The sequence below is a fragment of the Candidatus Nanogingivalaceae bacterium genome (assembly GCA_015257795.3).
In the GTDB taxonomy this organism is placed as follows: Bacteria; Patescibacteriota; Saccharimonadia; order Saccharimonadales; family Saccharimonadaceae; genus Nanogingivalis.
Genome location: CP072208.2, coordinates 542,186 through 568,579, shown reverse-complemented (window position 1 = coordinate 568,579; position 26,394 = coordinate 542,186). Strand labels below are relative to the sequence as shown.

The following is a 26,394-nucleotide window of genomic DNA, read 5'->3' as shown; positions in this document are numbered from 1 at the left end:
AAACTCGGAGTAGAGGCAGAAAGTTAACTTAGTTTATACCGCTTTAGTCTATTTTATGATATTATATAAAGTGAGAGGAAAAATAATGATTAGAAACGAAGATTTTACAATAAATTATTTAGACAAAATTATTTTTGCGTCCGAGAGACATACTGTTGATGAATGGCTAGGTGCATTTAAAAAACTTTCAGAAATCATGAATGAGCTTAATCTTGATCCCGATCTTTACATGCATAGTATGGGTGTAGAAAGCTTAAAAATTAATTTTATAAAAAATGAATCTCTAATCATCAATGAAGTAACGCGTTTAAATTTTTGCGCAAAAAGAGTTCTTGATTTATCTATTGAAATTGTTCAAATATCTTCCAGAAATGAATTCAAATACGATGATGTTTCGGGATTGATAAGGGAAGCATGGCATGAATTAATTTCACTCTTTGACTATTCTTCAGATTTATATTTAAACATTTACTCACTTTGTTTGTTTAATAATCTCGCTTTAACCTTAGAGAAATCTGTGAAAATAGTTGCCAACAAGCTTTCGGGCAGCCCATCAATAGTTTAGGGCGATATCAGGAAAAGGGTTGAGAATATTCTAAAAAATCTTGATTTTTAGCACCAGTTTGATACTTAAGCGGTTCTACCGCTTTTATTTTTATTAAAAAATAAACCCGCTTTTTGCGGGAATGTAATTTTATTTTAATCTTTTTCGAATCCAGCCATCAAGAGAGCCGGCGCTCATAGCTAGAATTAGTCGATTTTCATCTTTAAGTTCATTGATTTTTTCTAATAATTGTGAATCATTTTTTGCAAGATCCATAACGATTGTTTTTTCATATACTTTTCTAGATAGAAATTCAGGTGAGAGAATCTCAAAATTAGGATTTTCACGGCTTAAATATGTTGGCAACCAAATAATTTCATCTGCGTACTTGAAAATTTCTGGCGTATATTCATCTTGCACCTCAACTTGGCGAACGTTTTGATGGGGCTGATAGATCAGAGAAATTCCAGAAAAACCGTTATTTTTTGCTACCTCGTTTGCTAATTGAAGCGTTGCTTGAATTTCTTTTGGGTGATGTCCGTAATCTGAATAAATATTTTCGGTTATTTTTTCGAAACGGCGATTTGTTCCTGGAAAGTTATTCAATGCGGCTATAGTTTTTTCATAAAAATCTTCTGGAGCTTGTAGATCTTGAGCTTCGACAAGATAATCGATGGTTTCAAGAACAAGACTTGCATTCTTGCGATTATGAAGGCCAGGAATTTTTAGTTTTTCTTCAGGTTTAGATAGAATTACTTTATTGTTGAACTTTTCGAAAATTTCTGGATGTTGGTCTTTCCAAGAAATGATAAAATCGCTCTGAGCACCAAATTCTGTAAAAGCATCAAAATAATCCTGCTCAGTTTTGTAGATATCGGTATGATCATGATCGATTGATGTTATCAAACTAACCGCCGGTGTAAAATGAAGAAAATTCCGATCAAATTCATCTGCTTCATAAATAAAGTATTCACTCTTTGGGTCAAAAAAGCCACTTTCACCAAAAGAAATAGTTGTACCAATTGACCAGCTAACGGGAATATTTAGCTGTTTAAAGGCCCAAATTGCCATTCCTGTTGTGGTAGTTTTTCCATGAGTTCCTGAAATTGCAATAAGCTTAAGGTTTTTGGAAGTTATAATTTCATTCAAAAGCTCGTCTCGCTTTGTAATTTTAATTCCTAATTCTTGAGCAGTCTTAAGTTCTGGGTGGTCTTTAGGTAGAGCTGCAGTGTATACAAACCAATCTACGCTATCATTAATAAACTTACTTTTTAAAAAGCTGCCATCTTGCTTACCGATTTCAATCTCGACGTCTTTTTTTAGAAGTTCTTCGGTCATTAAACTTGAATTTTGATCACTACCAAAAACCTTATACCCAGCACTGTGAGCAATACTTGCAAGGGCGCCAATTCCAACGCCACCAATTCCAGAAAAATAAATATTCATAACTTAATTTTATCACTTTCAAGCCTTAAAATAAAGGTCTTAAGCTTTTTAAAATACTTAAAATATGTTAAAATATAATAGCTTATGCTTAAAAAAACGTTAAGACCAATCTTGAAAATTCGAAGCTATTGGCGAAATATCTCTTTTGATGAAGTCGCTGTTTTATATCTTTCGAAAAATATGCGACTTTTTGCGATTAAATTGACGAGTGCCTTTAATTTAATTTATCTTTACAACTTGGGTTATTCTATTCGGGCGGTTTTAGCTTATCTACTCGTGTATTTTACTGCAAAGTTTGTTGGTTCAATGGTGTCTTTCTTGTACATTTCAAAAAATGGGCCAAAGCATGGGATGTTGCTGGGGAATATTTTATACATTCCAGTTTTAATCTTAATGGCTTCAATAGGAGGCTTCAATAAAGAATTCGGCCTAATAATTGCCTTAATCGGAGCTGTTTTTAGAGGTTTATCAGGTGCTATATCTGGAGTCTCTTATCATGTAAATTTTTCGAAAGTTAAGAATGCTAAAAAAGTGGGTGGTCAGCTTGGAATTGCTAACATCCTAGAGCAGTTGGTGAGTGGTATCACTCCGGCTGCGGGTGCTTTTTTTGCGATTTTTTTTGGTCTAGACAAACTATTTATTGTTTCTTCGGTGATTTTAGTATTAACAATTATTCCATTGCTGGTAACCAGAGAGCCGATTAAGGTAAATCAAAAAGTGAGTTTTCGAGGCTTCCCTTGGCGAAATTATAAACACTTAAGTATTATTTGCCTTAGTACTGGAATGGCTGCACTTTCAACTACTACCTGGAGTTTTCTTGCGTCGGTTTTTATTCTAAAAGGAGTAAACACCTATGGTTCAGCTGGAATCCTGGCCTCAATCGCTTCGATTTCTGCGTTTGTAGCGGCATTTACTTATGGAAAAATTATAGATAGAAATAAGGAAGGTGGGCTTTTAAAGATTAGCTCTTTATTGATGGGGATGGTCCATTCTTTAAGAGTTTTTCTTGGCTCAAACCCGACTTTTATTGGATTTTCTGAGATATTAGGCGGTATATCTTCAAGCGGTTTCGATATGGCTAACTCAAAAGGTCTCTATGGGGAGGCTGATGAATCTGGGATGCGAACACAATATCTGTGTATCTATGGAGCAGGAGTGGACCTAGCATCAGTTTTGGGCGTCTTGTTGCTTTTTTGGATATTTGCAAATACAAGCAGCGTTGATCCAACCGGCGAAACTGCATTACGAATAATAGTATTTATTTCGGGAATCTTAGTTCTACCGATGATTTTTGTAAATTACCGAGTTTATCGAAATAAAAAACGCCAATTTAAGGAGTAGCAGAGATATCAAACCGATTCATCGATTTTACTTAAATTTTGTATTTTTTGCGGCTATAATATTCGGTGCAGTTATTGCGATTCTTTCGGATATAACATTCTTTAAAAGTAGTGTTTGGCTGGTTTTATCTTTAATTCTTTTAGTATTTTCATGGATTTATGCTCGTCGAATTTGTATTGTTTTTATTTTATGCTCGGGAATTCTAATTTCGTTTTGGCGAGGTTCAATTTATAATTTTGAAAATCATAAAATTTCGAAAAATATTGGTTTTGAGAAGACGGTGTATATAAGAATTTTAGAAGATCCTGATAGTAAAAGCAATGATGAAGTTAGTCTGCGTGGTGAAGTAGAAGAAATCTCAAATAAAAAATCAAGAGGAAAGATTTTTGTAAACATAAAAACGCAAAAGAAGTTGCGAAGAAGCGACAAGATTTTAGTGAAAGGTAAAATTTCGAAAGGTTTTGGAGATTTCTCAATTTCGCTTAAGCGGGGAAAGCTGGTTAAGATTATACCTCAAAGTGATCTGGTTCGAGATTTGCGAGATTCTTTTGCGGATGGGATTCGAAAGTTTATTCCTTCTCCAGAAGTAGATTTAGGTCTTGGCTATCTTTTGGGACAGAAAAATTCGCTCCCCGAACAACTTACTAAGGCTTTAACAATTACGGCCCTCACGCATATTGTTGTTGCGAGTGGATATAATTTAACCGTGCTTGCCTCGGCCGCACAAAAGGTGCTTAATCGATTTTCGCGAAAAATTGCTTTATTTTTAGCGTTACTATTGGTTTTTGGGTTTGTATTAATTGTTGGATTTACTCCTTCAATGACACGTGCGGGAATAGTTTCAGCTATTGGTTTACTTTTGTGGTATTTTGGACGAAGAACTCATTCTTATTTTTTGATTATTTTAGTTGCTGCAATAACAGTAATAATTAGTCCTGCGAACTTATTAAACTTGGGGTGGCAGCTATCTTTTGCATCGTTTTTTGGAGTGCTGATCGTGTCGCCACTTTTGCAAGAATATTTTTTCGAAAATTCACAAAAGCTAAATGCTGCACTTAAGCTATTTTTCGAAACCTTTAGCGCCCAAATAGTAACTCTACCTCTGATAATTTTTAATTTTGGCGCAGTAAGTATAGTATCAATAATCGCGAATATGTTAGTTTTGCCGTTCGTGCCAATTGCAATGCTTTTTGTATTCTTAACGGGAGTTTCTTCTTTATTTTCACCCCTCGCCCAATTCTTCGGGTTTATTTCGGATTTAATTTTGAAATATTCGATCTTTATTATAGACTGGTTTTCGAAAATCAAAGGCGCACAAATTGAGTTTAAAATGGATTTTTCTGGGCTAGTTATTTTTTACGTTTGCTTAATAGTTGCAGTTACATTTCTTTCTATAGTTTGCTGCAAAGATAGAAGGCGTAATATTGAAAACACTTTAAGCGAATGAATTTATGTGGTATAATAGTTTTGTGAAAAATTTCGAAAGAGAAATAAATTCTACCGAAGAGATGATAGAATTTGGAAAAGAAATTGGTTCGAATCTTGAGGGTGGTTCAGTTTTAGAGCTTATTGGTGATGTAGGTGCTGGAAAAACTACATTTACAAAAGGTCTTGCTCTTGGCCTAGGGGTCCTTGAAACGGTACAGAGCCCAACTTTTACTATTTCGAGGGTTTATGAAGGAGATAATTTAACGCTTTCGCACTACGATTTTTATAGGTTGAACGATTATGGAATTATGAAAATGGAGCTAGCTGAAAATTTAAGCGATCCACAAAATATTACAGTAGTAGAATGGGCTGGGGATCTGGCTGATATCTTACCAGAAAAACATTTGAAATTGATTTTCGAAAGTGTAAGTGAGGATAAACGATTGGTTAAAGTTAGGGAAGTTAGATGATTTTATTTTTAGATACTTCAACGGGAAATTGCCGAATTTGGCTCGGTGAAAATAGTTTCGAAAAAGAGCTAAATAGAAATATGTCGAGAGATATTCTAAAATTTTTAGAGGATAGTCTCAAAAATATCGGAAAAGACTATAAAGATTTGGAAGGAATTGGCTTTTTTGCTGGGCCGGGGAGCTTTACCGGTTTAAGGATTGGTGCTTCAGTCGCAAATACTCTAGCAGATGGGCTAAACATTCCGATTGTTGCTATAAAAAAAGAAGATGAAAATGATGATTGGCGACAAAAAGCTTTTGAAAAATTAAAAAATAATGAAAACGATAAAATTGCACTACCTTTTTATGGTAGAGATGCAAATATAACGAAACCGAGGAAATAATGAAAGATAGAATTTCGATAATAGTTGGAAAAATTATTCAGTTTGTATCAAGATTACGCGGGGGCGGGTCTGCGCTACCGGGCCTTGTGGTTGAAAAAATAAATCCAAATTTCATTGGTAATATGCTGGGCAATTTGAAACACGGAGTCGTGGTTGTCAGTGGAACAAATGGAAAAACTACCACAACTAAAATGGTTGTTGAGTTGCTCGAAAGCCAAGGAATGAAAGTTTTTTCGAATAAGACTGGTTCGAATTTTGTTCGCGGTGTTGGAGCTGCGCTTCTTTCAGAGTCGAGCTGGACGGGTAAATTAAATGCGGACATTGCTGTTTTGGAGCTCGATGAAGCGCATGCGACACATTTTGTTAAGTTAGTTAAACCTCGTTATTCATTGTTGCTAAATGTAATGCGTGATCAACTTGATCGGTTTGGTGAAATTGATTACACAGCAGAGCTTCTTAAGAAAATTGGTGAAAATACTACTAAAAGTGTAGTTTTAAACGCAAATGATACGCTTTTAGGTAAGAAGGCGTTTTCGAAAGATTTTTCGAACGTTGTTAAATTTGGGTTTGATCAAAAATTAGCTGAATTTTTCCCCAATGATGACGAAATGCATAGTGAGAATATTAAAAAGGCTCACCAAAAGATTTCTGCAGATGTTTTATTGAAGGGTTTCTCTGAGGATTCTGCCGATATTGTTTGGGGTGGAAAAGTAAAACGATTTAATCTTAAAATTAGCGGAATTCATAATATTTTAAACCTTACGGCTGCTGTTGCTTTAGTTGATGAAATTTTGAAATCCGAAAATAAAAAGATTAATAAGACGAAGATTATTTCTGCTGCTGGAAAAATTTTGCCAGCGTTTGGTCGTGGTGAAAAAATTAAAATTAAGGGTAAGACGATCGAGATTATGCTGGTAAAAAATCCAGCTGGTTTTCGAATCAACTTGAAGAACTTCAACCCTGAAAATTATAGTACAATGATTGCGATAAATGATAATTATGCTGATGGCCGTGATATGAGTTGGCTTTGGGATGTTGATTTTTCGGTCTTGAAAGATGCCGGTGTTCAGGAAATAACGGGTTCGCGTGCTTATGATATGGCTATTCGTTTATTCCATGATGCGGTTCCATTTGAAGAGGAAAATATCGATACTGATATTCACGAAGCGGTTAAAAAATTTGTTGCAGACAAGAGCAAGAATAAAAGAATTTATGCAACCTATACTGCGATGCTTGAGATTCGAAAAGAACTTTCGAAAATGGCAGAAATGGAGAAAATCTTATGAATCTAAAAGTATTATGGCTTTATGCTAAAGATATGAATATTTACGGTGATTACGGGAATATTCTAGCACTAAAAAAACAAATGGAACTGCGCGGAATTAGTTTTGAGATTATTGAATATAATCCAGGCGATGTTTTTCCAGAAGATGTAGATATCGTTATCGGTGGTGGCGGCCAAGATTCAGGCCAAGGCCAGATTCAGGATGATTTATTAAAAATTGCTCCAAAGTTAAGGAAGCTTGCAAGCAACGGCATCCCAATGCTGGTAGTTTGTGGTCTTTATCAGCTCTTCGGGAATTCTTTCGAAACGGCTAGTGGCGAGAAAATAAAAGGCATCGGTATTTTTAGGGGTGTTAAAACAATTGGCGGTAGTCAACGAATGATTGGGAATATTGTTGAGAATTCTGATCAATTTGGTGAAATTATCGGCTATGAAAACCATAGTGGAAAAACTTATCTTTCAGAGCATGTTAAGCCTTTAGCAGAAGTGAAAATTGGCGCTGGTAATTTGCCAGATGGCGAATTTGAGGGTGCTTGTTATAAAAATGTTATTGGAACATATCTTCACGGTTCGCTCCTACCTAAAAATCCAGAAATATCTTTATTTTTAATTGAGCAAGCGTTAAAGAATAGGGATTATGATATGCCAAAAATCCTGTACGGGAATATTCGAAAAGCTAACGTACTCAAGAGAATAACCAACAATGCTCGTGAAATTGCAAAAAAATGTCCACGATAGCACTTGATTTTTTGAATAATATTTGTTAAAATAGTTTGGTATTGGGATGTCGCCAAGTGGTAAGGCACCAGGTTTTGGTCCTGGCATTCGGGGGTTCGAATCCCTCCATCCCAGCCAAACGAAATTATATAAAAAGCTACTCTTAAAAAGGGTAGCTTTTGACTTTATGTAGATTTTATGCTATAATATGAGTATGTTTCTTGATAATATCGAGAAAAGAACTTTTTGGAGGTTATAGAATATGAAACAAATGAAAAAAGAAATCAAGAAAAGATTTCTAGCAGGAATCAAGTTTGTTATTATTGTAGGATTATTGCTTCTATCATTGAGTTATGCTGGTTTCTTTAATTGGGCTAAAACTCTTCGAAGAACGAACGATACTCCTACCACGATTGTGGCTAAAACATCAACCAAGAAAATTGATATTGCAAATAGCATAGCTAGCGAAATGCGGAATAGAAAAGAGGCGTTGCAAAAAAAACTATCCTATCGAGAAGACGGTAAAGAGAAGATTTTTTATGACGTGAGCTATGGTGGGGATAAAGATTCCACTAATCCTGAGGATATTCTTGGCACATTAGAAGTACCAAAGGTGGGAATTAATATGCCAATATTCGATGGAATTGGTTCAACTACAAGCTCGCCAAACGGTGATTATAATCGTTTATTCAATGCTGTTACTGTTCGAGCATATCAAGAACTTGGTGTTTCGAATTTCGTAATAGCTAGTCACACCTATAATGTAAAGGGTTCTGTAAGCCATTCTAAAGATTGGTTTACTCCGCTTTTGACTAATGAAAGCGGTGTGGTTACTGATAAAATCTCAGATTTAAAACTTAAAAAAGGTGATGAGATTTTTATAACAGAAAACTCTACGGGCTGGAAATATACATTCAGGGTTTCGAAAATTTCATTTGGTGAGAAGGGAAACTCAGAAAATATTGTGTACAAAGATGTTAATTACGACAATCTTTCAGCACATATCGGAGAACCGATGATTACTCTTCAGGGTTGTTCTGGAGAAAATGACTTGCTGTTCGTGAGAGGGGCTCTAGAGAAAATTGAAGACCCTCAATCTGGGGAAACCTACAAACCTTAAACAATAAACCATTCGAAAAGAATGGTTTTTTATAATATCATAAAAAAGAACCGCTAATCTTTAGAAAAGCGATTCTAAATAATTTCTTTTTGGTGATCTTACCGGGAATCGAACCCGGATTGCCAGGATGAAAACCTGGTGTCCTAACCGTTAGACGATAAGACCATCGAGCTGAGCTTTGGGGTGATAAAGCAGCAACTCATTACTATTCTAGCAGATTATAAAAAATAAATCAACCCCTTTTTTAATAAAAATAAAAGTGTTATAATAGAAAAGTATGGAAAATAATGTTTACAAACGAACAAAGATTTTGGCTACGATCGGCCCAGCAAGCGACAGCCCTGAAATGATCGAAAAACTTATTAATGCAGGAATTAATGGTGCGCGATTGAACTTTTCACACGGTTCATACGGGGAACATGCTGCAAAAATTAAAGCAGTTCGCGAAATTAGCGAAAAGCTTGGTCGTGAAGTTGCTATTTTGCAAGATTTGCAAGGTCCAAAGATTCGTCTTGGAGATATCGTAGATAATCGTTTCGATGTTGTTGAAGGTGATGAATTGGTTCTTGACTATGCGATTCAGCAGCACGATGGATCAGCTAATTTACCAGTTCAATATAACTTAGCTGAAAAAGTTAAAATTGGTGAACCTGTTTATATCTTTGACGGTAAGGTTCGAACAGAAGTTATTGACATTCCTTCAAATACTGCAATCAAGTTGCGAGTTTTGAATAAAGGAACTTTGATGAGCCGAAAAGGTCTAAACCTACCAGATACAGATTTTGGTGGCGATGTTATTACTGAAAAGGATATGCGAGACCTTGAATTTGGCGCAACTCAAGATATCGATTATGTAGCAATGAGTTTTGTGCAAACTGCTGAAGATATTGAAAATGTTCGCCAGCTTCTTGTTAGTCACAATAGTGAAGCTCAAGTTATCGCAAAAATTGAAACTAAAAAAGCTGTATCAGACGAAGAACTTGAAAAAATTGTTCTTGCCGCTGATGGTGTGATGATTGCTCGTGGTGATATGGCTTACGAAGTTGCTCCAGAAGTTGTGCCAATCATCCAACGAAAAGCTGTAGCGCTTTGTCGTAAGCATGGTAAGATTTCAATTGTCGCAACTCAAACTATGGGTTCAATGGTTGATAATCCACAACCTTCACGCGCTGAAGTATCAGATGTTGCCAATGCGGTGATCCAAGGTGCAGACGTTGTGATGCTTTCAGACGAATCTGCAACTGGTAAATATCCAGAAGAAACCGTAAAAGCAATGCGTGATGTGATTATGTATACACAAGAACATGCAGCAGTTTCTCCAATTGATGATATTGTAGAGCGTGGTGAAGACGAAGCTTTAAATGCTATCTCACTTGCTGCTGTTGAACTTGCTGAACAAATTGATGCTGATGCTTTGATTGTTGAAACTAAATCTGGCCAAACTGCTGCAACTGTTGCCGCAAATCGCCCAGCACTTCCAATTTATGCCGTAACAAGTTCGAGCCGTGTTGCTCAACAATTAGGTTTAAATTATGCAACTAGAAGCTTCATTCGTCCAGACGGTGAATTTGCTGGTCTTGAGCTAGCAAAAGAACTTAAAGCTAACGGAACATTTGGTTCAAAAGAAAATATTACGGTTGTTATTGTTTCTGGACGTCAACCTGGTTTGGTTGGTGGAACAGACACCATCCGTGTTCGAACAGTTTAATAATATATACATCTTAATAGGAATCGTTCGAAATATAAAAATAGCCCTTCAATTCGAAAGGCTATTTTTAATTATTCTGAAATTATTGTTCCAAGATTTTTAGCAATTGCATCTTGAGCGTTTTCCAGACTTGTAATTATAGATTTTTTACCAGTTTTTGCAAATTTTAGGGATGCTTGGATTTTTGGTAACATAGATCCAGCTCCAAATTGGCCTTCGTTAATATATTCTTCTGCTTCACTTGGAGAAATCATATTCAAAGATTGTTGATTTTCTTTTCCGAAGTTAATCATTGCGTTATCTACTGCCGTTAAAATTAAGAGAACGTCGGCGTTAATTTTTTCTGCTAATAATTCAGCAGCAAAGTCTTTATCAATCACGGCATCAACTCCTTCGAAAGCTCCTACGCCGGTTGAAACAACTGGGATTCCACCACCGCCGGCAGCTACTACAATTGCTCCAGTTTTCATTAAATCGGTAATTGTTTCACTTTCAAGAATATGAATTGGTTTAGGTGATGGAACAACCCTTCGCCATCCACGCCCAGAATCTTCTTTTACAACATAGCCTTTTTCATGCGCAACTTTTTGAGCTTCTTCTTCTGAATAAAATGGTCCAATAGGTTTTGTTGGATTTTGAAAAGCTTGATCTTCTTTCGAAACTTCAACTTGTGTAATAACTGTCACGGCGTTTTTTGAAATTCCATTTTTCGAAAGTTCTTCTTGAAGTGCTTTCTGGATCCAGTAGCCAATCATTCCTTGTGTCATTCCAACACTTACGTGAAGGGGCATTGCTGGGGTTGATGGCGAATTTCCAGCCTCTTCGTGGAGAACTAAATTACCAACTTGTGGGCCATTTCCATGTACAATAACCAACTCATGACCATCTTTAATTAGGGGGATTAATTTTTGGACAGTTTCTTTAGCAACTTCTTCCTGGATTTGAGCAGTTAGCTCACCATTTTTTTGTAATGCGTTTCCGCCAAGGGCAACAACAATTTTTGACATATTTATTTTTTCCTTTTTTATTTTTCAATACTTGTTCTTGAATTATAGCATAAACTTTTATAAATGTCAATACTGTGTTATAAATATAAAAAAATGAGCACCTTATGAAGCATGCTCATTATATAATTTCTATGGTCGGGGTGAAAGGACTCGAACCTTCGACCTCACGGTCCCAAACCGCGCGCGCTAGCCAACTGCGCCACACCCCGAGATTCACTCGAAATATACAACCATTATAGCGTATATTCTTTGAAAAATCAAGAAGAAAATACTATTTTGAATATTTTTTTCGCCACTCGTCTATTTTAGCATGATGACCGCTCAATAGAACTTCGGGAACCTCCATACCTCTAAAATTTGCTGGGCGTGTAAATTGAGGAAACTCCAAATTGTCGCCATCGGAATAACTTTCGATTTCAGCTGATTTTTCGCCGCCAAGAACACCAGGAATTAGCCGCACAATACTATCAATGACTATCATTGCTGGAATTTCGCCACCAGTTAAAATAAACTTTCCTACGCTAATTTTTTCATCAACAATTTCAAAAATACGTGAGTCAAAACCTTCATATCTACCACATAGAATAATTAAATCTTCATGCGTGGCTGCTTTTTCTTGAGCTTTTTCTTGACACCAAATATTTTCACTTGGCGTCATTGCGATAATTTTTGCATTTGGTGTTTTCTTTTTTGCGAATTCTATAGCTTCAAACAAGGGCTCAGGTTTTAAAAGCATGCCATCTCCACCGCCATAGGGAATATCATCAACTTGTTTTCGAGGGCCAATTCCAAAGTTTCGAAGATTAATAATTTCGAAAGAAACCACTCCTTGTTTTTGTGCTTTCCATATCATGGCGTTATTTAGGACTGGTTCAAACATTTCGGGGAAAAGAGTGATAACTTGAATTTTCATTACTATATTTTAGCATTTTTTTATTGTTTTTGCAAAAATAGGGAACTAAAAATCCAGCCACAGTATATCGGCTGGATTTTTAACAAGTATAAGCTCTCAAACTTTCCTTTAGTTTGCTCGCATAGAGCTTTGACTTTTTTGTTTCCACAGTTCTTTCGAAACTTGAAACTCCACTTACAAGTTTCAAATTGAACTGTTTATATTATAACGCAATATCGTCTAGTTCTGCAAGCTCTTTTCTTGTCTGATCTGCGAAAGTGCTTTTGTTTTCCACAGCTTCATCTGTTGTGTTTTCCACAGCTTCATTCTTTTCTTCACTATCGCTGATTTTTAGATTGTAGTGAGCATTATTTTTTAGAGCTAATGCGCGGAGAAGGGCTCTAAGGCTTTGTGCGGTTGCACCTCGACGACCGATGATTCTACCTAGGTCTTCTTTATTTACGCTAAGAGTTAGTAAAACACCTTTTTCGTCGATTGTTCGTTCAACTTTAACGTCTTCAGGATTTTCAACTAAATTTTTAACGATATACTCAACAAACTGTTGGTCAATTGTCATTATCAGATACTCCTTTTATTCAGTTTATGCTTTAATTGTATCATTTTTCTTGTGATTTTTCAACCATTCAATATAAATGAAGATTGCTGTAAAAATAGTCATTAATATTACATAGAGTATGAATGCTCTTTCTGAAAGAACGCTAATTTCGATGAGTTTTCGAAATAGGATAGCGGTTATAATAAATGCACCGATCGACCAAGTTAGTAGTAAAACTCGCCAAATATTAAGAGGTAAACATGCTCGAATAACTGATAGCATTCCAATTGATCCGAGAAGATAGTAAGAAACGGTTGAGATTTCTTGTGCAATCCAACCATTTGCTGCACCCCAAATTCGTACGAAGATTACAGAAAATACAACCATTAAGGCGCTAGGCAAAGCCATCAGGAGTGATTTTTTAATAAAGTTCTTCTCAACCGGGCGAATATTTTTTTCGAAAGTTAATACGAAAGGCGGGAAACCTTCAACGAATTGATCGATAAGTGTAACTTGAATAGGAATGAATGGGAAAACTAGAAGTAGGTTTTTATCGAAAAGAAGGGCGCTCAAAATACAAATTATCGCTAGAATAAATGAGTAAATTGTTTTGATAAAGAAGATTGGTGCAATTCGGGCAATATTATTCACAACTCTACGCCCTTCAAAAAGAATTTCTGGCAAATCGTTAAAGTCAGAATTTAGAAGAACTAGGTTAGCTATCTGACGGGTTGCGGGGTCTCCTTCGGCCATTACAATCGAACAGTCAGCCTCACGCAGGGCTAGAATATCATTCACACCATCACCAGTCATTGCGGTTGTGCGACCAGCTTTTTTGAGTGTTTGAATGATTAATTTCTTTTGGTGCGGTGAAACTCGACCAAAGATTGCGGTTTTTTCGGCAATTTTTTTAAGCTCAGCATCTTTAACTTTGGAGCAGTCAATGTAGCTTTCAAAATTTACAAAACCGGCTTTTTTGGCAATATTCGAAACAGTAATAGGGTTGTCACCAGATATAATTTTTAGGTCAATTTTTTGTGAGCGGAGGTATTCTAGTGTTTCACGTGCCCCTTCACGGATAGGGTCGGTGATTTCGATTAGGGCTAGTTTTGAGATTTTTTCAGGCATCTTGATGTTTTTATTATCAATTTCATCTTTCGAAAATGCCAAGGCTAAAATACGGGATCCTCTTTTTAGCGCTTCGTTCGCTTGCTTTAAAGTTTCGCCAAAAATCATTTCGGGCGCACCTAAAAACAATGTTCCAACACCTTCGATTTGCATTGATCCCCACTTTCGATCACTTGAAAAAGGGATAATATTTGTAGCATTAAGATCGGTTTTTGTTTTTGAAGAATATTTGCGAATTGCTTGAGCTGTCGGGTTACTATCTTCGCTAAATTTCATATAAGTCGCTAGAAAAGTGTTAACTTCTTCTTCTGAAAATTTTCGTGAAAGGTTGTATAGATTTTCAACTTTCATTTTCCCTTCAGTAATTGTTCCGGTCTTATCTAGACAGAGCGTATCGACTCGAGCGAGTGTTTCAACGGAATACATTTCTTGAACAAGAACTTTTCGAAGTCCGAGTTTAATTACTGCAGTTAGCAATGAAGTGATTGTAAGGAGGGCAATTCCTTTCGGAAGCATACCCAAGAGTGGTGTTGATGTATAGATTACAGCAAGATTAGTTGGGAGCATTTTTATTAGGAGCGCCTCAAAAAACAGTGCAAGACCGAAGGGGATGATAATTTTACTAGTAAAACTAGCGATACGATCGAGAGAATTGAGAATTTTTGAGTTGATCGGTTTATGGGTTTTGGCCTCAACCATAAGTTTTGAGGCGTAATTATCTGCTCCAACATGTGAAACTTCTGCTAGGATGTTGCCGCTTGCCAAAAAACTACCTGATAGTAAAATTGCGCCTTTCTCTTTTAAGACCAAGTCGCTTTCACCGGTAAGCATAGCTTCATTTGCTTCAGCAACCCCCTCAATAACAACGGCATCAGATGGAATTTGCTCTCCGGCAGAAATCTTAAGAATATCATTCATCACTATTTCTTCGGGTGTAATTTTTTGTTCACGAGAAGAACGAATTACTGTGATTTTTTCTTTACTTAACAGATTGAGTTTATCGATCATCTTTTTAGCGCGAACCTCGGTTGCGATTCCAGAGATTGCGTTAAATATGATAACTACAAAAAAGATTAAGTTACTCCAGGCGCCAACAAGTGCAAGAAGAATAGCAATTAAAAAATTTAACAAATTGAAAAGAGTAAAAACGTTTCTTTTTACAATTTCCCAAAAGCTATTGTTATTATCTATTTTAAAATCATTAACTAGCCCTTGTGAAATTCTTTTTCGAACCTCGGCGGCGGTTAATCCGTTGAGTTTTTTTTCGTTATCCATATGAAATATTATAACATATTTTATTTTTTTATAAAAAGTGTTAATATATAATATATGAATAAAGTTGCAGAAATAATTAACCAATTAATTAAGGACAAATTTAATATTGAAATTGAGGTTTCTTTAACTCGGCCACGGCCAGAATTTGGTGATTTTGCAACAAATATTGCAATGCAACTTGCAGGTAAACTTTCGAAAAATCCGCGCGAAATTGCCGAAGAATTAGCAAAGGAGCTTTCGAAAAATGAAATTTTTGAAAAGGTTGAAATTGCGGGTCCTGGTTTTTTGAATTTACGAGTTTCGGCAAAAAGTCTTGAAAAATTATTGAGTCAAGAATTTAGCGATAGGTTTGGTTCAAATGATGAAGGTAAGGGGAAATTAGCTTTAATTGATGGACCAAGCCCAAATATGGCAAAACCTTATAGCGTTGGTCATTTACGACCTGGAAATCAAGGATGGGCAGCAAAAAAACTACTAGAATTTTCTGGATGGAAGGTTATCACAGATAATCACTTAGGTGATTATGGGACACCTTTTGGTATTTGGGTTGTCGGCTTTAAAATGTTTTCAAGTGAAGAAAAACTTGCTAGCCGTGGAATTTACGAGCTTGGTGATGTTTATATTAAAACTAAAGCGGCAATGAAAAAACAGGGTGAAGGTGGAGAAATCGAAAAACTTGCAGAAGAGTGGCTCTTGAAACTTGAAAAAGGAGATAAAGAAGCGATTGAGTTTTCGAACAGGTTTAAAGAGATTAGCTTAAAGCATATTCATGATGTAATGGCGCGTCTTAAGATTTCAACGGATTATGAGTATGGTGAAGCGTTTTTTGCGCCAAAAGGTAAAGCGGCAGTACAGAAGCTACTTGAAAGTGGCGTTGCGGTTCAAAATGAAGACGGTTCAGTGATTGTTCCTCTAGATGAATATGGATTTGATGTTCCACTTTTGGTTCAAAAAAGTAACGGTGCTGCACTTTATGCCACAAATGATCTCGCAACAATTTTGTTCCGTGAGGAAGAATTCGCTCCTGATAAAGTGGTTTATTCAGTTGGTGCTGAGCAGCAATTCTATTTTTCACAAATTTTTGCAATGGCGAAAAAACTTGGTATTAAAACTGATTTGTATCACCTTTGGTTTGGTGTGATTGACCAGCTTAATGAAGATGGGACGCGTGAAAAAATGTCTTCACGAAAAGGCGTAGTTTTGATGGAGGAACTTCTCGATAAGGCTGAAGAGCGTGCGCGTGAAATTGTGGCTGGGCGAGATGTTTCTGAGGAAGATGTTAAGAAAATCGCGCTCGGTGCGATTAAGTTCTCAGATTTTGCTGCAGATAGGCGAACAAATATTCTTTTTGATTGGGAAAATATTTTTGCGTTAACTGGATTTTCTGGCCCATACGTTCAATATTCAGCCGTGCGTGTAAATAATATTTTGCGAAAAGAACAGAATTTCGAAATAGTTGATTTTGAAAATTATAATTTCGAAGCTGAAAAGAATATAATTTTGCAATTATTGGCCTTTCCGGAAGTGGTTAAGATTGCTGCACGCGACTTAGAACCTCACAAAATTTCAAAATACCTTTATGATCTAGCGCGAGAAATGAATCGATATTATGAAAAAACACGCGTTGCAGATGCGCCAGAAATCGAAAAATCAGCAAGATTAACACTTTTAAAGAAAGTTTCGAAAACTTTTGAAAACGGTTTAGACTTGCTTGGTATTGAAATTCCTGAAAAAATGTAGGCTTCAAAGCAAGAAAAAGAGCTCTCGAACAAGAAGAGCTCTTTTTAAGTTAAAAATTAATTTCTTTAAGGATGCGATCGATTTTAAGGCGAGTTCGAAGAACAGAGCCTTTATTTACGATGAAGTAATCAGCAATCGCAATTGGCCCACCCTTTTCGAGAGCTTCTATCTCATTAAAATCACGATCATTAACTTCGGCTAGAGTCATTGCGCGATCTGGACGGACAGAAATTCGCTTGTGTCTAAGATTTTTAGGCGGAACTAGTGCAATAAGCTTTAATTCGGTTGGGAAGTGCTTTTTGAGGATTTTATATTCGGTCCAAGTATAAAGCCCATCAGCGATGATACGCTTTTGGCCGGATTTTATTAGTTTTTGAATTTGTTCGACAATTTTATTAACAATTACGTCTTTTCCAAATTCCTCGCGCAGTTTTGTGCGCATCATTTTTTCATTTGAAGGTGTAATTTCTAAGCCGGCATCCTTCAGAGCATTAATTACTACACCCCCAAAGTAGACACTCGGGTAGCCTTTTTGTTTAAGATATTCTGTGGTAGTGCTTTTACCGCTACCAGCAAGGCCAACCAGGGCAATAATTTTTACTGAATCGTTCTTTTTTTGATTTTTGAGGCGTAGGATTTGCTTGTTCATAAGTAAATTATAGCATAAAAGAAAAAGCCCCTCAAGCGAGGAGCTAATCTGTTTCAATTGGAATTATTTAATTTTATAAAAATCACCAAGACTATATTTTTTTCCGTTTAAAATGTCATATTCGATCATTTCGTAGTCTTTCAGAATTTCGCTGTTTTCGTTCGAATCGACAAACTGTTTTGTGAGCGCTGGATATTTTTCGCGCAAATCGGCTAATAAGAATTGGAATGGGGAGAGTTTTGTGTTTATTGAGTTTAATACTAAGAGTTGATTATAGATTAAGCTTGAAGTCCCCAGATCTTGTTTTTCTTTTTCGAAGTTCGAATAAATAAAGAGCGGAGTTCGGCGGATATCGTTTTTTCTTAGTTCTTTATCGAACATTTCGCCATAAATTCCAGGCCAGTGATCACCCCAAAAGACAACAATTGTTTTCTCGTCCATTTTATTAAGTTCTGCTAAAAAGGTTTTTAACGCTTCATCTGATTTTGAAATTCCTTCAAGATAGGTTTGAATGCTTTTTGCGCTATCGTTGTTGCCGCCGTTTTTTGCTTCAACATTAAAATTCTTCTTGTTGTAAAGGTTTTCTTCATAAGGCATGTGATTTTGCATGGTTACAAGATGGATGAATTCGGGTTTTTTGCTATTTTTGAGTTCTGACAAAACTTCTTTAAAAGCAGAATCGTCTGAAATGTATTTTGAATTATCTAGTTTAGAAGTATTTTTGAAACTTTCAATACTTTTATACTCTTGAAAACCGAGGTTCGGATAAACCGTTTCGCGTCGATACATATTTCGGTTATATGGGTGCATTGCTAGAGTTTTATAACCATTATCGTTAAAGTTTTTTACAACCGATGGTGTATCTTTATTTGATGGTACAATTGAGGTGTAAGGAATTGAGTTTAGAAAGAAATTACTTAATCCAGTAAGTGCTTCAAATTCAACATTTGCCGTTCCGCCACCATATTCACTTGATGCTGCCCAGCCTGAACTCTGTGATTTTAAAATTTCTTTTGTATAGGGGATTGGTTCTGTATTTCCATAATCGTAAAGGTGTTTACCTAATGCTGGATCAATAAAGCTTTCGCTCATAACATAGACCACATTTACTTTTTCGCCGCTAAGCTCTTTGCGGTTTTGATTTTTTTCTGCGGCGATTTTTTGATATTTTTGAACAATTTTTTGAACAGCTTCTTTTGAATATCCATTGGGCTCTTTTTGAGTTTTAGCCTGAAGATTTGAAATTGTCCCCACAATAAAACCATTTATTTGGTAATTATAAGACTGGTTAGTAAAATCAACCGAAGTTTTAAGGCTTTCAACTTTAACGAAGGTTCCTTTGCCGTTTAGGTTTCGAATTTCAGATGTGTATGAGTTGAGATTAAAACCACAAATTAGAATTACTGCAATTTGTGGAATGAAAATGGCTATTTTTTGTTTTTTCGAAAGGTTGAAATGCCAAATTCTTTTTGAAATTTTATTAAGAATAAAGGCGATAAAAACGATAACCAGAATAGTTAAAATCATATTTAAAAAACGGCCAAGGTTAATCATTGACGCTAACCCTCCGGCTTCACCCGACATTGCAAGGTCTTCGGGCAAAAATGGAGTATTCCGTGAAGCCATTTTTTCAGTGTTGATGTACATAATTATGGTTGCAAGCGAATATAAAACACCGAGCCCTATACGCCAATTTCGAAAGATTCCAACAAATAAAAAGCTGAGTAAAACAGTTATGACTGAGCTATAATTTGCAATTTCAGGCTTTTCCGAAAGTAAATTTTGTGCTTTTTGCCAATCTCCAAACTGAAGCGCTAAAATAAATGATGTTAAAAATTTTCCGAGAAAATAAATACAAAATATCGAAAATAGCAAAAAGAAAGATTTGCTTTTAACGACTTTTTTAAAAACTTTGTAATATTTTTTAATTCTTTTTTGAGCTTTTTTTGAAAAGTGTTTTTTAAACAATTTATGTAATTTCTTTTTCATTTTTTTGTTTTGCTTTCGAGAAAAAGAGGTAATTTTTTCGAAAGGAGTTTTAGCTTTTTGTGGGAATTTAAAGCCTTTAAGGCTGATTTTTTTAAAGTGTTTCATGATTATATTTTACCATAAAAATGAAAGAAATGATAAATTTAAGCGTTTTTTAAGAATAGTTCGATATAATAACAATGTAGCGTTGCTACAAAAGGAGGATCAATATGAAAGATACAACTAAAATTTATTTAAGTAAACAAGGATTTAAAGAGTTAAAAAAGAAAGTTGCGAAATTGGAGCGAGAACAGAAGATGCTCGAAATTGAACTTCGCGATGGAGATGTTAAAGAGGATTTGTTACGACAAAATGATATTTTTGCGCGGATTGATGCAATTCGAAGCGAAATTAATGAGAAGAATTTTCAAATTCATAATGCTAAAATTTTGCCACGCAGCAAAAAACGAAATTCGAAAGTTTCAATCGGTTCGTTCGTGGAGCTTTTCGATCGCGCAACTGGGCGAATCATGAAGTTTCGAGTCGTTGAAAGTTTAGAGGCTAACCCGCTTATCGGGAAAATTTCTGCGGAAAGCCCACTCGGTAAAAGTGTGCTCGGGCGAACTGTGAATGAGATTGTTAGTTGGACGGCGAATTCGCGGAATATGAATATGACACTTGTAGCAATTGGTTAAAAACAGATAAAAGGTGCGAAAAGCGCCTTTTATTTTTGTCTTAATGTTGCTATAATTTAAGTAATTACAGTAACTTTAAAAGGAGAAAAATGGAAATAATACCGATAATTATTATAATTGCATTAGCGGCAGTTATAATTTTTCAATCAATTAAAATTAATAAAAACTTAAATTCTAAAAATCAAGACCAAGGTATTAATTTACTAAAAATGGACGTCATCGAATTAAACAAGAGTTTGAATCGAATGCGTGAAAACCTTGATTTAAACTTGAATAATTTTAATGAGAAAGTTTCTGAAAAAATAGAGCGAAATAATGTTCAGTTACAAAACTCGATGACAAAACAGATTTCAGAAAGTGCAAAAATTGTCGAAGAAGTTTCGAAACGTCTTACAAAGCTTGACGAAACAAATAATCGTGTCGTAAATGTTGCGGACGAATTGAAAACTCTACAGAATGCGTTGCAAAATCCGAAGCAGCGAGGAGTTTTGGGTGAGTTTTATTTAGCGCAAGTGTTAGAAAATGTTTTGCCGCCTAATGCATTTCAGATTCAATATAAATTTAAAAATGGTGAAATCGTTGATGCAGCGATTTTCTTAGATCAGCATAAAATTTTACCAGTAGATTCGAAATTTAGCCTTGAAAACTATAATCGGATGATTGAATCTGAAGGTGAGGAGCGAAAAATTTTGGCGAAAAAGGTTCGCGACGATTTAAAAATGCGAATTGATGAAACTTCGAAATATATTCGCCCAGATGAGAATACAATGGATTTTGCGTTTATGTTTATTCCGAGTGAAAGTTTATACTATGATATGCTAATAAATAAAGTTGGTTCACAAGGTTCTGAGCGTGATTTAATTGAATATGCTTTTCGTGATAAGCGGGTGATTGTAGTGAGCCCAACAAGCTTTATGGCATATCTTCAAACTGTTTTGCAAGGCTTGAAATCACTGAAAATTGAAGAACAGAGTAAAGAGATTCAAAAACGAGTCTCTCAGCTTGGAACTCATATTTCAAAGTATGAAGATTTGATGCAGCGTCTAGGTAAATCACTTGGAACTACAGTTAATCATTTTAATAACGCACATAAAGAATTAGGTAAAATCGATAAGGACGTGGTGAAAATTGCAGGCGAAGATAGTAAATCTGGAGTTGAGCCTCAACTATTAGACAAGCCAAGAGAATAAAAGCAAAATTAAAAGAGCGAATGTTGCTTCGCTCTTTTTTGTATAATTTATTTTTCTTCTTTTGAAGCTTCTTGAATTAATGAATCTAGCGCAAATCCTAGGATTCCACCAAGTAGTGCAGCTCCAACATATGTTGCAATTGCGAATAGAACGTTTTGTCCTTTAAGCGTAAATGCTTGTAATGAAAATGCTACAGCTGGGTTAAGAATTGCAGATCCACCAACCACTGATGAAAGTGAGCCTGCGATTAATACGGCAAGGAATAATCCACCACCAACGCCAAAAGCTACAGCTGAACTTCCTTTCTTTTTGTCTGATGTTACAGATGCTACAGCAAAAGCAAATAGGAAAGATCCAATTAATTCTGAAGCAAGAATTAGAAGTTCTTTACCATGTGGAATAACATTAGCTGTAAACATTGTGGCTTTTTGTTGGCCGTACAATGCAGCTTGTTGTGAAACTTCTGGCGCATTTGAAACAAAAGCATTCAAAATTACGAAAGCGATCATTGCACCCAGAACTTGAGCAACGATATAAAACAAAGCTTTAGCTGTGCTAATACGTCGAGTCGCCCAAGCGCCAACAGTAATTAATGGATTAACGTGAGCACCACTGATTTTTCCAGCAATCAACACGATTGCAGCTAGAGCAAATAATACAACAAGCGGTTGACCTTGTCCTGCAATTACGGCAGCGGCTAACAGGAATGTTCCGATAAATTCAAGAACTACAGCTGTAATGAAGCTTGGTTTTGAAATTTCGCTCACAGAGTTAGACTCTTTTTTAACAACAGTTTTAACTATTGCTTCGGTTTTTTGAATTTCTTCTGCTACTTTTGAGGTAGCTTTTGAAGCTTTCTTTGAACTGGCTTTTTTTGTTGCCATTTTTCCTCCTTAGTTTAACTTATGCTTATATTTTAACATAAACTTTTCTAAAAAGTCAAAATTTGATACAATAGGAATATGGCTTTATATGTACGACAAGACGATAATCGAACGGAGCTGCAAGAGAAGATTGCAGCAGAACTTCGTGAAAAACAGATTAAAAATTCACTTGGTGAAGGGGGCGATACACCAAAAAATAAGAAAGAAAATCCTGATATTGAAGATAGTGCATACCTTGAAGGAACTAAAGAAACAACAGGTTTGGCATTTGTTTGGTTTTTGGTATTTTTGGCGATTTTGATCGCTTTAGGACTTTATATTTGGGTAGCTTCACAGCGAGTTTAGATTTTTCGAAAATCGACAAAATAGTACAATTGTGGTATAATGATATCAGTTATGGAACAAATTCAACAGATTAGGGAAGAGCTTTTGGCGGAGCTTAAAACGCTTGAAAATCCAAGTGATATTTTAAAATCGCCAAAAATTAAGGAACTTTATAAGATTATCCCAACTTTACCAAATGAGCAAAAGGGTGAGTTTGGATCAAAAGTTAATGATTTAAAAAATGAGATTCAAGCTGAAGTTTCAGAAATTCTTGAAGAAAAAGAAAATTCTGAAATTGAAGAAATCGATATTTCTGCTCCTTTCGCAGCAAGCTCACACGAGAAAATTGCTAAAAAACCTCAACTTTTAAGCGCAAAGAATGGCTCAAAGCATCCACTTCAAAAGGAACTTGAAAAAGTTATAGACATCTACACTAGAATGGGATTTGAAGCAATCGAATCTCGCCAAATCGATAATGATTGGAATATGTTTGGAGCGTTGAATTTTCCAGAAAATCACCCAGCACGAGATGGTTACGATACTTTTCGAACCGAGGAAAACTTTATTCCGCCAGCACACACCTCAACGATGCAAAACCGCGTTTTAAAACACGGTAAAAAACAACTTGAAGAAGAAGGTCAAATTGCGCACGTTTCTTATGGGCGAGTTTTTCGAAATGAAGACTTAGACGCAACTCATGAACATACTTTTTATCAGTGTGAAGGCGTTTTTGTGAGCGAAACTGCAAACTTAGCGCAAATGTTAGGTACACTTCACGCCTTTTTTGAAGAATATTATGGTCAAAAATTAGAAATCCGTACACAACCGGGTTATTTTCCATTTACAGAACCTAGCCTTGAGTTTCTAATTGAAAAACCAGAGGCTCTCGGTGGTAAAAAAGGCGAATGGCTTGAAATGCTTGGATGCGGAATGATTCACCCAAATGTTTTAGAATCGGCTGGAATTGATAGCAAAAAATATCGTGGTTTTGCGTGGGGTGGCGGAATTGAACGGTTAGTTATGTTGAAATATGGAATTTCGGATATTCGTTATTTCGAAAGTGCTAAACTGGAATTCTTAAGGGAATTTTAGCACTAAACAAGTTATAAAAGTAATAAATAAATTAAGAGGGAATAATGATAATTTCAGTAAATTGGCTTAAAAAGTTTGTTCCAGATTTGCCAGAGATTGATGAGCTTTCGAAATTGATTGGCGCACGGTTAGTTGAGATTGAAAGTATTGAAAATTTAAACGAAAAATATAAAGATGTAGTTATCGCGCGCGTAATTTCAGCTAAAAAAGTTGAAGGTAGCGATCATTTGAATTTGTGTAAAATCGATGACGGCGGTAAGCGTGACGGTGTTGAACGTGACGAAAACGGGTTTGTTCAAGTAGTTTGTGGTGCGCCAAACGTAAGAGAAGGCCTTTTTGTAGCTTGGTTGCCACCTAAAGCAATCGTTCCAGAAACTTTTGGTGGTGAAAATTTCCAGCTTAGCGCTCGAAAACTAATGGGTAACATGAGCAATGGTATGATTGCGAGCTTGCGCGAACTTGGCTTGGGTGATGAGCATGACGGAATTCTAGAGATTTCACCAGAAGCTTTCGAAAATGGTCTTCAGGCAGGTGATTCTTTTACAGAGAAATTTGAACTTAATGATTATCTTCTTGAGGTCGAAAACAAAAGCTTAACGCATCGACCTGACTGTTTTGGAATTATTGGATTTGCGCGTGAAGTTGCTGGTATTTTGGGGCAGAAATTTGTTGAACCAGATTTTATAAAGCAATCAGATTTTGGTTTTGAAGTTAATAATGATAAATCGATTGTGATTGATGCTCAGGATTCTGAAATCTGCGAACGTTACACTGCGGCTATTTTTGATGTTTCTGATATTTTGAAAAATCCAAATTTAACACTTGAAAAAACTTATCTTTTGCGCTCTGGAATGCGGCCAATTGATACAATAACTGATTTAGCAAACGAGCTAATGCTTGAAACTGGCCAACCGCTCCACACTTTTGATTTTGATAAATTGGTTGAAATCAACGGGAGCGAAAATGTTAAAATGACTGTTCGAAAAGCTTTCGAAAATGAAGAGCTTGAACTTTTGGATGGCCGAAAAATTAAAATGAGTCAAAATGATATCGTAATTGCAACGGGTGAAAACGGTGAAAATGCTGTGGCTCTTGCAGGCGCAATGGGCGGAAAATCAACCGAAATTGATGAAAATACGACACGAATTTTAGTAGAAAGTGCAACTTTTAACCTTTATAATTTGCGAAACACTCAAATGCGACACGGAATTTTTTCGGAAGCAATTACTCGGTTTACAAAAGGCGTGCCAGAAATGATGTCACGAAAAGTTCTAGATTTGTTTGGTGTGCAACTTTTGGCGCTTGGCGGAAAATCTTTAAGTGAAATTGCGGATTCGAAAGGTGATTTTTACTACAATAAATCCGAGATTTCAGTTTCGAAAGACAAAATTAATCAAATTTTGGGAACGAATTTTTCTAGTGAAGAGATTCGAAAAACTCTAGAAAATGTTGGAATTTTGACCAAAAATGATAATTCTGAAATATTCGTAGTTCCATTTTGGCGAAACGATTTGCATATTGAAGAAGATTTAATTGAAGAAGTTGGCCGATTGAACGGTTATGATAATATTAAATTGCAGCTTCCAAAACGAACATTTAGGGCTGTAAAGAAAGCGAAAATTGATTTACTCCAATCTGAAATTCGTGAAATTTTAGTATCAAGTGGCGCAAATGAAATTTTAACCTATACTTTTGTTCATGGCGATCTGCTTAAAAAAGCCGGACAAGATCCAAAAAATGCCTATAAAATTGTAAATTCAATCTCACCAGAATTGCAATATTATCGCCAAACTTTAATGCCAAGCTTACTTTCGAAAGTTAACCAGAATATTCGTGCTGGTTTTAGTGAATTTGCTATTTTTGAGATGAATAAAATAACTGAAAAAACGCTTGGCTTGAATGAAGAAAATGTTCCGTTTGAGCAGAAAAAACTAGCCTTTATTTACACAAAAAGTAAGGGCGAAAATACATTTTTCGAGGCTAAAAATTATGCAGATTTTCTATTCAAGAAGCTCGGTCTAAAGGTTAAATTTATAAAATTTGATCTTTCGAAATCACCACTTTCAACCGAATTTGAACCAAAACGTTCGGCTTTAATTCAGGTTTCGAATTCTGAAGGCGAAAAGACCTTGGGCGTAATTGGTGAATTCAAGAAAAAGATTCAAAAAGCCTTGAAACTACCAGAATCAACTGCCGGTTTTGAACTTGATTTGGGAATTTTGCTTGAAAATACAGGAAGAACAAGTGTTAAAATTAAAGATTTTTCAAAATTCCAATCTGTTGAGCGTGATATTTCAATAAACGTTGATGAATCGCGGCAATTTGCTGAAATTTTTGATATTTTTAAAGATATTTCGAGTGAATTTAAGGGTGTTGAGATTGAAACTTCGCCAATAGATATGTTTAATAACGGCGATGGTACAAAAAATATTTCAATTCGGTTCAAGATCACACCTTTCGAAAAAACTTTAAATGGTGATGAAATTCGGGATATTATGCAAAAAATCGAAGAAAAAGCCGTAAAAAATGGCGGAAAAATAATCTAGGAGGGA

Annotated in this window: 23 protein-coding genes and 3 tRNA genes; 16 read left to right on the top strand and 10 right to left on the bottom strand. The window is 35.7% G+C overall.

Going from position 1 to position 26,394, the window contains the following annotated elements:
* Window positions 1-85: 85 nt before the first annotated feature.
* Window positions 86-565, top strand: a complete 480-nt coding sequence (locus HXK94_002940; protein ID QTI96196.1) for a hypothetical protein — start codon at window positions 86-88, stop codon at window positions 563-565.
* A gap of 129 nt (window positions 566-694) precedes the next feature.
* Here the strand turns inward: HXK94_002940 and HXK94_002935 are convergent, their stop codons facing one another.
* Window positions 695-1,990 carry a hypothetical protein gene (locus HXK94_002935; GenBank protein QTI96195.1) on the bottom strand — a complete coding sequence of 432 codons (1,296 nt, stop codon included), beginning with the start codon at window positions 1,988-1,990 and terminating at the stop codon, window positions 695-697.
* Between the two features lie 84 nt (window positions 1,991-2,074).
* Between HXK94_002935 and HXK94_002930 the strand changes: the two genes are divergently transcribed.
* The 8 genes from HXK94_002930 (at window position 2,075) to HXK94_002895 (ending at window position 8,734) form a co-directional block, all read left to right on the top strand.
* Window positions 2,075-3,331 (top strand): hypothetical protein, encoded by a 1,257-nt coding sequence (locus tag HXK94_002930; protein QTI96194.1) that lies wholly within the window; start codon window positions 2,075-2,077, stop codon window positions 3,329-3,331.
* Between the two features lie 280 nt (window positions 3,332-3,611).
* On the top strand, window positions 3,612-4,778 hold the full coding sequence (locus HXK94_002925; GenBank protein QTI96193.1) for a ComEC/Rec2 family competence protein: 1,167 nt from the start codon (window positions 3,612-3,614) through the stop codon (window positions 4,776-4,778).
* 22 nt (window positions 4,779-4,800) lie between these two features.
* Complete coding sequence (tsaE, locus tag HXK94_002920) at window positions 4,801-5,229, top strand: tRNA (adenosine(37)-N6)-threonylcarbamoyltransferase complex ATPase subunit type 1 TsaE (GenBank protein ID QTI96192.1); 429 nt, start codon at window positions 4,801-4,803, stop codon at window positions 5,227-5,229.
* Window positions 5,226-5,612: a tRNA (adenosine(37)-N6)-threonylcarbamoyltransferase complex dimerization subunit type 1 TsaB gene (tsaB, locus tag HXK94_002915; GenBank protein QTI96191.1), complete on the top strand. Its 387-nt coding sequence runs from the start codon at window positions 5,226-5,228 to the stop codon at window positions 5,610-5,612. The genes tsaE and tsaB overlap by 4 nt, the downstream gene beginning before the upstream one ends.
* A complete protein-coding gene (locus tag HXK94_002910) occupies window positions 5,612-6,898 on the top strand; it encodes a DUF1727 domain-containing protein (protein QTI96190.1) in 1,287 nt (428 codons plus the stop codon). Before tsaB ends, HXK94_002910 begins: the two co-directional genes overlap by 1 nt.
* A complete protein-coding gene (locus HXK94_002905) occupies window positions 6,895-7,635 on the top strand; it encodes a hypothetical protein (GenBank protein QTI96189.1) in 741 nt (246 codons plus the stop codon). The genes HXK94_002910 and HXK94_002905 overlap by 4 nt, the downstream gene beginning before the upstream one ends.
* A 42-nt stretch (window positions 7,636-7,677) precedes the next feature.
* Window positions 7,678-7,752: transfer RNA gene (locus HXK94_002900), tRNA-Gln, on the top strand.
* A gap of 124 nt (window positions 7,753-7,876) precedes the next feature.
* Window positions 7,877-8,734, top strand: a complete 858-nt coding sequence (locus HXK94_002895; protein QTI96188.1) for a hypothetical protein — start codon at window positions 7,877-7,879, stop codon at window positions 8,732-8,734.
* A gap of 90 nt (window positions 8,735-8,824) precedes the next feature.
* Here the strand turns inward: HXK94_002895 and HXK94_002890 are convergent.
* A tRNA-Glu gene (locus tag HXK94_002890) sits at window positions 8,825-8,899 on the bottom strand.
* Between the two features lie 112 nt (window positions 8,900-9,011).
* Here HXK94_002890 and pyk point away from each other — a divergent pair.
* Window positions 9,012-10,442, top strand: a complete 1,431-nt coding sequence (pyk, locus tag HXK94_002885) for a pyruvate kinase (protein QTI96187.1) — start codon at window positions 9,012-9,014, stop codon at window positions 10,440-10,442.
* A 71-nt stretch (window positions 10,443-10,513) separates the two neighbouring features.
* On the opposite strand, the gene arcC is transcribed toward pyk, so the two are convergent.
* The 5 genes from arcC to HXK94_002860 all read right to left on the bottom strand — a co-directional run bounded on the left by arcC (window position 10,514) and on the right by HXK94_002860 (window position 15,300).
* Window positions 10,514-11,449: a carbamate kinase gene (arcC, locus tag HXK94_002880; protein ID QTI96186.1), complete on the bottom strand. Its 936-nt coding sequence runs from the start codon at window positions 11,447-11,449 to the stop codon at window positions 10,514-10,516.
* A 132-nt stretch (window positions 11,450-11,581) separates the two neighbouring features.
* Window positions 11,582-11,658 (bottom strand) — tRNA-Pro (locus tag HXK94_002875).
* A 62-nt stretch (window positions 11,659-11,720) separates the two neighbouring features.
* Complete coding sequence (gene trmD / locus HXK94_002870) at window positions 11,721-12,362, bottom strand: tRNA (guanosine(37)-N1)-methyltransferase TrmD (protein ID QTI96185.1); 642 nt, start codon at window positions 12,360-12,362, stop codon at window positions 11,721-11,723.
* Between the two features lie 202 nt (window positions 12,363-12,564).
* The gene (locus HXK94_002865) at window positions 12,565-12,918 is read right to left on the bottom strand and encodes a KH domain-containing protein (GenBank protein ID QTI96184.1); all 354 of its coding nucleotides are present in this window, start codon (window positions 12,916-12,918) and stop codon (window positions 12,565-12,567) included.
* A 24-nt stretch (window positions 12,919-12,942) separates the two neighbouring features.
* A complete protein-coding gene (locus HXK94_002860; protein ID QTI96183.1) occupies window positions 12,943-15,300 on the bottom strand; it encodes a cation-translocating P-type ATPase in 2,358 nt (785 codons plus the stop codon).
* A gap of 54 nt (window positions 15,301-15,354) precedes the next feature.
* Between HXK94_002860 and argS the strand changes: the two genes are divergently transcribed.
* Window positions 15,355-17,040, top strand: a complete 1,686-nt coding sequence (argS, locus tag HXK94_002855; protein ID QTI96182.1) for an arginine--tRNA ligase — start codon at window positions 15,355-15,357, stop codon at window positions 17,038-17,040.
* A 49-nt stretch (window positions 17,041-17,089) separates the two neighbouring features.
* On the opposite strand, the gene HXK94_002850 is transcribed toward argS, so the two are convergent.
* Both HXK94_002850 and HXK94_002845 read right to left on the bottom strand, forming a co-directional pair.
* A complete protein-coding gene (locus tag HXK94_002850) occupies window positions 17,090-17,689 on the bottom strand; it encodes an AAA family ATPase (protein QTI96181.1) in 600 nt (199 codons plus the stop codon).
* 63 nt (window positions 17,690-17,752) lie between these two features.
* Window positions 17,753-19,783 carry an LTA synthase family protein gene (locus HXK94_002845; protein QTI96180.1) on the bottom strand — a complete coding sequence of 677 codons (2,031 nt, stop codon included), beginning with the start codon at window positions 19,781-19,783 and terminating at the stop codon, window positions 17,753-17,755.
* A gap of 104 nt (window positions 19,784-19,887) precedes the next feature.
* Between HXK94_002845 and HXK94_002840 the strand changes: the two genes are divergently transcribed.
* On the top strand, window positions 19,888-20,352 hold the full coding sequence (locus HXK94_002840; GenBank protein QTI96179.1) for a GreA/GreB family elongation factor: 465 nt from the start codon (window positions 19,888-19,890) through the stop codon (window positions 20,350-20,352).
* An 89-nt stretch (window positions 20,353-20,441) separates the two neighbouring features.
* Complete coding sequence (locus HXK94_002835; protein QTI96178.1) at window positions 20,442-21,542, top strand: DNA recombination protein RmuC; 1,101 nt, start codon at window positions 20,442-20,444, stop codon at window positions 21,540-21,542.
* Between the two features lie 47 nt (window positions 21,543-21,589).
* Here the strand turns inward: HXK94_002835 and HXK94_002830 are convergent, their stop codons facing one another.
* Window positions 21,590-22,426, bottom strand: a complete 837-nt coding sequence (locus tag HXK94_002830) for an aquaporin (protein QTI96177.1) — start codon at window positions 22,424-22,426, stop codon at window positions 21,590-21,592.
* Window positions 22,427-22,504: 78 nt separating this feature from the next.
* Here HXK94_002830 and HXK94_002825 point away from each other — a divergent pair, with 78 nt between their 5' ends.
* From HXK94_002825 to pheT, 3 genes are read left to right on the top strand one after another with little or no spacing between them, the layout of a single operon-like run.
* On the top strand, window positions 22,505-22,771 hold the full coding sequence (locus HXK94_002825) for a hypothetical protein (GenBank protein QTI96176.1): 267 nt from the start codon (window positions 22,505-22,507) through the stop codon (window positions 22,769-22,771).
* A 51-nt stretch (window positions 22,772-22,822) separates the two neighbouring features.
* Window positions 22,823-23,842: a hypothetical protein gene (locus HXK94_002820; protein ID QTI96175.1), complete on the top strand. Its 1,020-nt coding sequence runs from the start codon at window positions 22,823-22,825 to the stop codon at window positions 23,840-23,842.
* A 44-nt stretch (window positions 23,843-23,886) separates the two neighbouring features.
* Window positions 23,887-26,388 (top strand): phenylalanine--tRNA ligase subunit beta, encoded by a 2,502-nt coding sequence (gene pheT, locus HXK94_002815; GenBank protein ID QTI96174.1) that lies wholly within the window; start codon window positions 23,887-23,889, stop codon window positions 26,386-26,388.
* Window positions 26,389-26,394 lie beyond the last annotated feature (6 nt).

Coding starts and splice junctions, on each gene's coding strand:
- HXK94_002940 (QTI96196.1), top strand. CDS start 86: ATGATTAGAAACGAAGATTTTACAATAAATTATTTAGACAAAATTATT.
- HXK94_002935 (QTI96195.1), bottom strand. CDS start 1,990: ATGAATATTTATTTTTCTGGAATTGGTGGCGTTGGAATTGGCGCCCTT.
- HXK94_002930 (QTI96194.1), top strand. CDS start 2,075: ATGCTTAAAAAAACGTTAAGACCAATCTTGAAAATTCGAAGCTATTGG.
- tsaB (QTI96191.1), top strand. CDS start 5,226: ATGATTTTATTTTTAGATACTTCAACGGGAAATTGCCGAATTTGGCTC.
- HXK94_002910 (QTI96190.1), top strand. CDS start 5,612: ATGAAAGATAGAATTTCGATAATAGTTGGAAAAATTATTCAGTTTGTA.
- HXK94_002905 (QTI96189.1), top strand. CDS start 6,895: ATGAATCTAAAAGTATTATGGCTTTATGCTAAAGATATGAATATTTAC.
- HXK94_002895 (QTI96188.1), top strand. CDS start 7,877: ATGAAACAAATGAAAAAAGAAATCAAGAAAAGATTTCTAGCAGGAATC.
- pyk (QTI96187.1), top strand. CDS start 9,012: ATGGAAAATAATGTTTACAAACGAACAAAGATTTTGGCTACGATCGGC.
- arcC (QTI96186.1), bottom strand. CDS start 11,449: ATGTCAAAAATTGTTGTTGCCCTTGGCGGAAACGCATTACAAAAAAAT.
- trmD (QTI96185.1), bottom strand. CDS start 12,362: ATGAAAATTCAAGTTATCACTCTTTTCCCCGAAATGTTTGAACCAGTC.
- HXK94_002865 (QTI96184.1), bottom strand. CDS start 12,918: ATGACAATTGACCAACAGTTTGTTGAGTATATCGTTAAAAATTTAGTT.
- HXK94_002860 (QTI96183.1), bottom strand. CDS start 15,300: ATGGATAACGAAAAAAAACTCAACGGATTAACCGCCGCCGAGGTTCGA.
- argS (QTI96182.1), top strand. CDS start 15,355: ATGAATAAAGTTGCAGAAATAATTAACCAATTAATTAAGGACAAATTT.
- HXK94_002850 (QTI96181.1), bottom strand. CDS start 17,689: ATGAACAAGCAAATCCTACGCCTCAAAAATCAAAAAAAGAACGATTCA.
- HXK94_002845 (QTI96180.1), bottom strand. CDS start 19,783: ATGAAACACTTTAAAAAAATCAGCCTTAAAGGCTTTAAATTCCCACAA.
- HXK94_002840 (QTI96179.1), top strand. CDS start 19,888: ATGAAAGATACAACTAAAATTTATTTAAGTAAACAAGGATTTAAAGAG.
- HXK94_002835 (QTI96178.1), top strand. CDS start 20,442: ATGGAAATAATACCGATAATTATTATAATTGCATTAGCGGCAGTTATA.
- HXK94_002830 (QTI96177.1), bottom strand. CDS start 22,426: ATGGCAACAAAAAAAGCCAGTTCAAAGAAAGCTTCAAAAGCTACCTCA.
- HXK94_002825 (QTI96176.1), top strand. CDS start 22,505: ATGGCTTTATATGTACGACAAGACGATAATCGAACGGAGCTGCAAGAG.
- HXK94_002820 (QTI96175.1), top strand. CDS start 22,823: ATGGAACAAATTCAACAGATTAGGGAAGAGCTTTTGGCGGAGCTTAAA.
- pheT (QTI96174.1), top strand. CDS start 23,887: ATGATAATTTCAGTAAATTGGCTTAAAAAGTTTGTTCCAGATTTGCCA.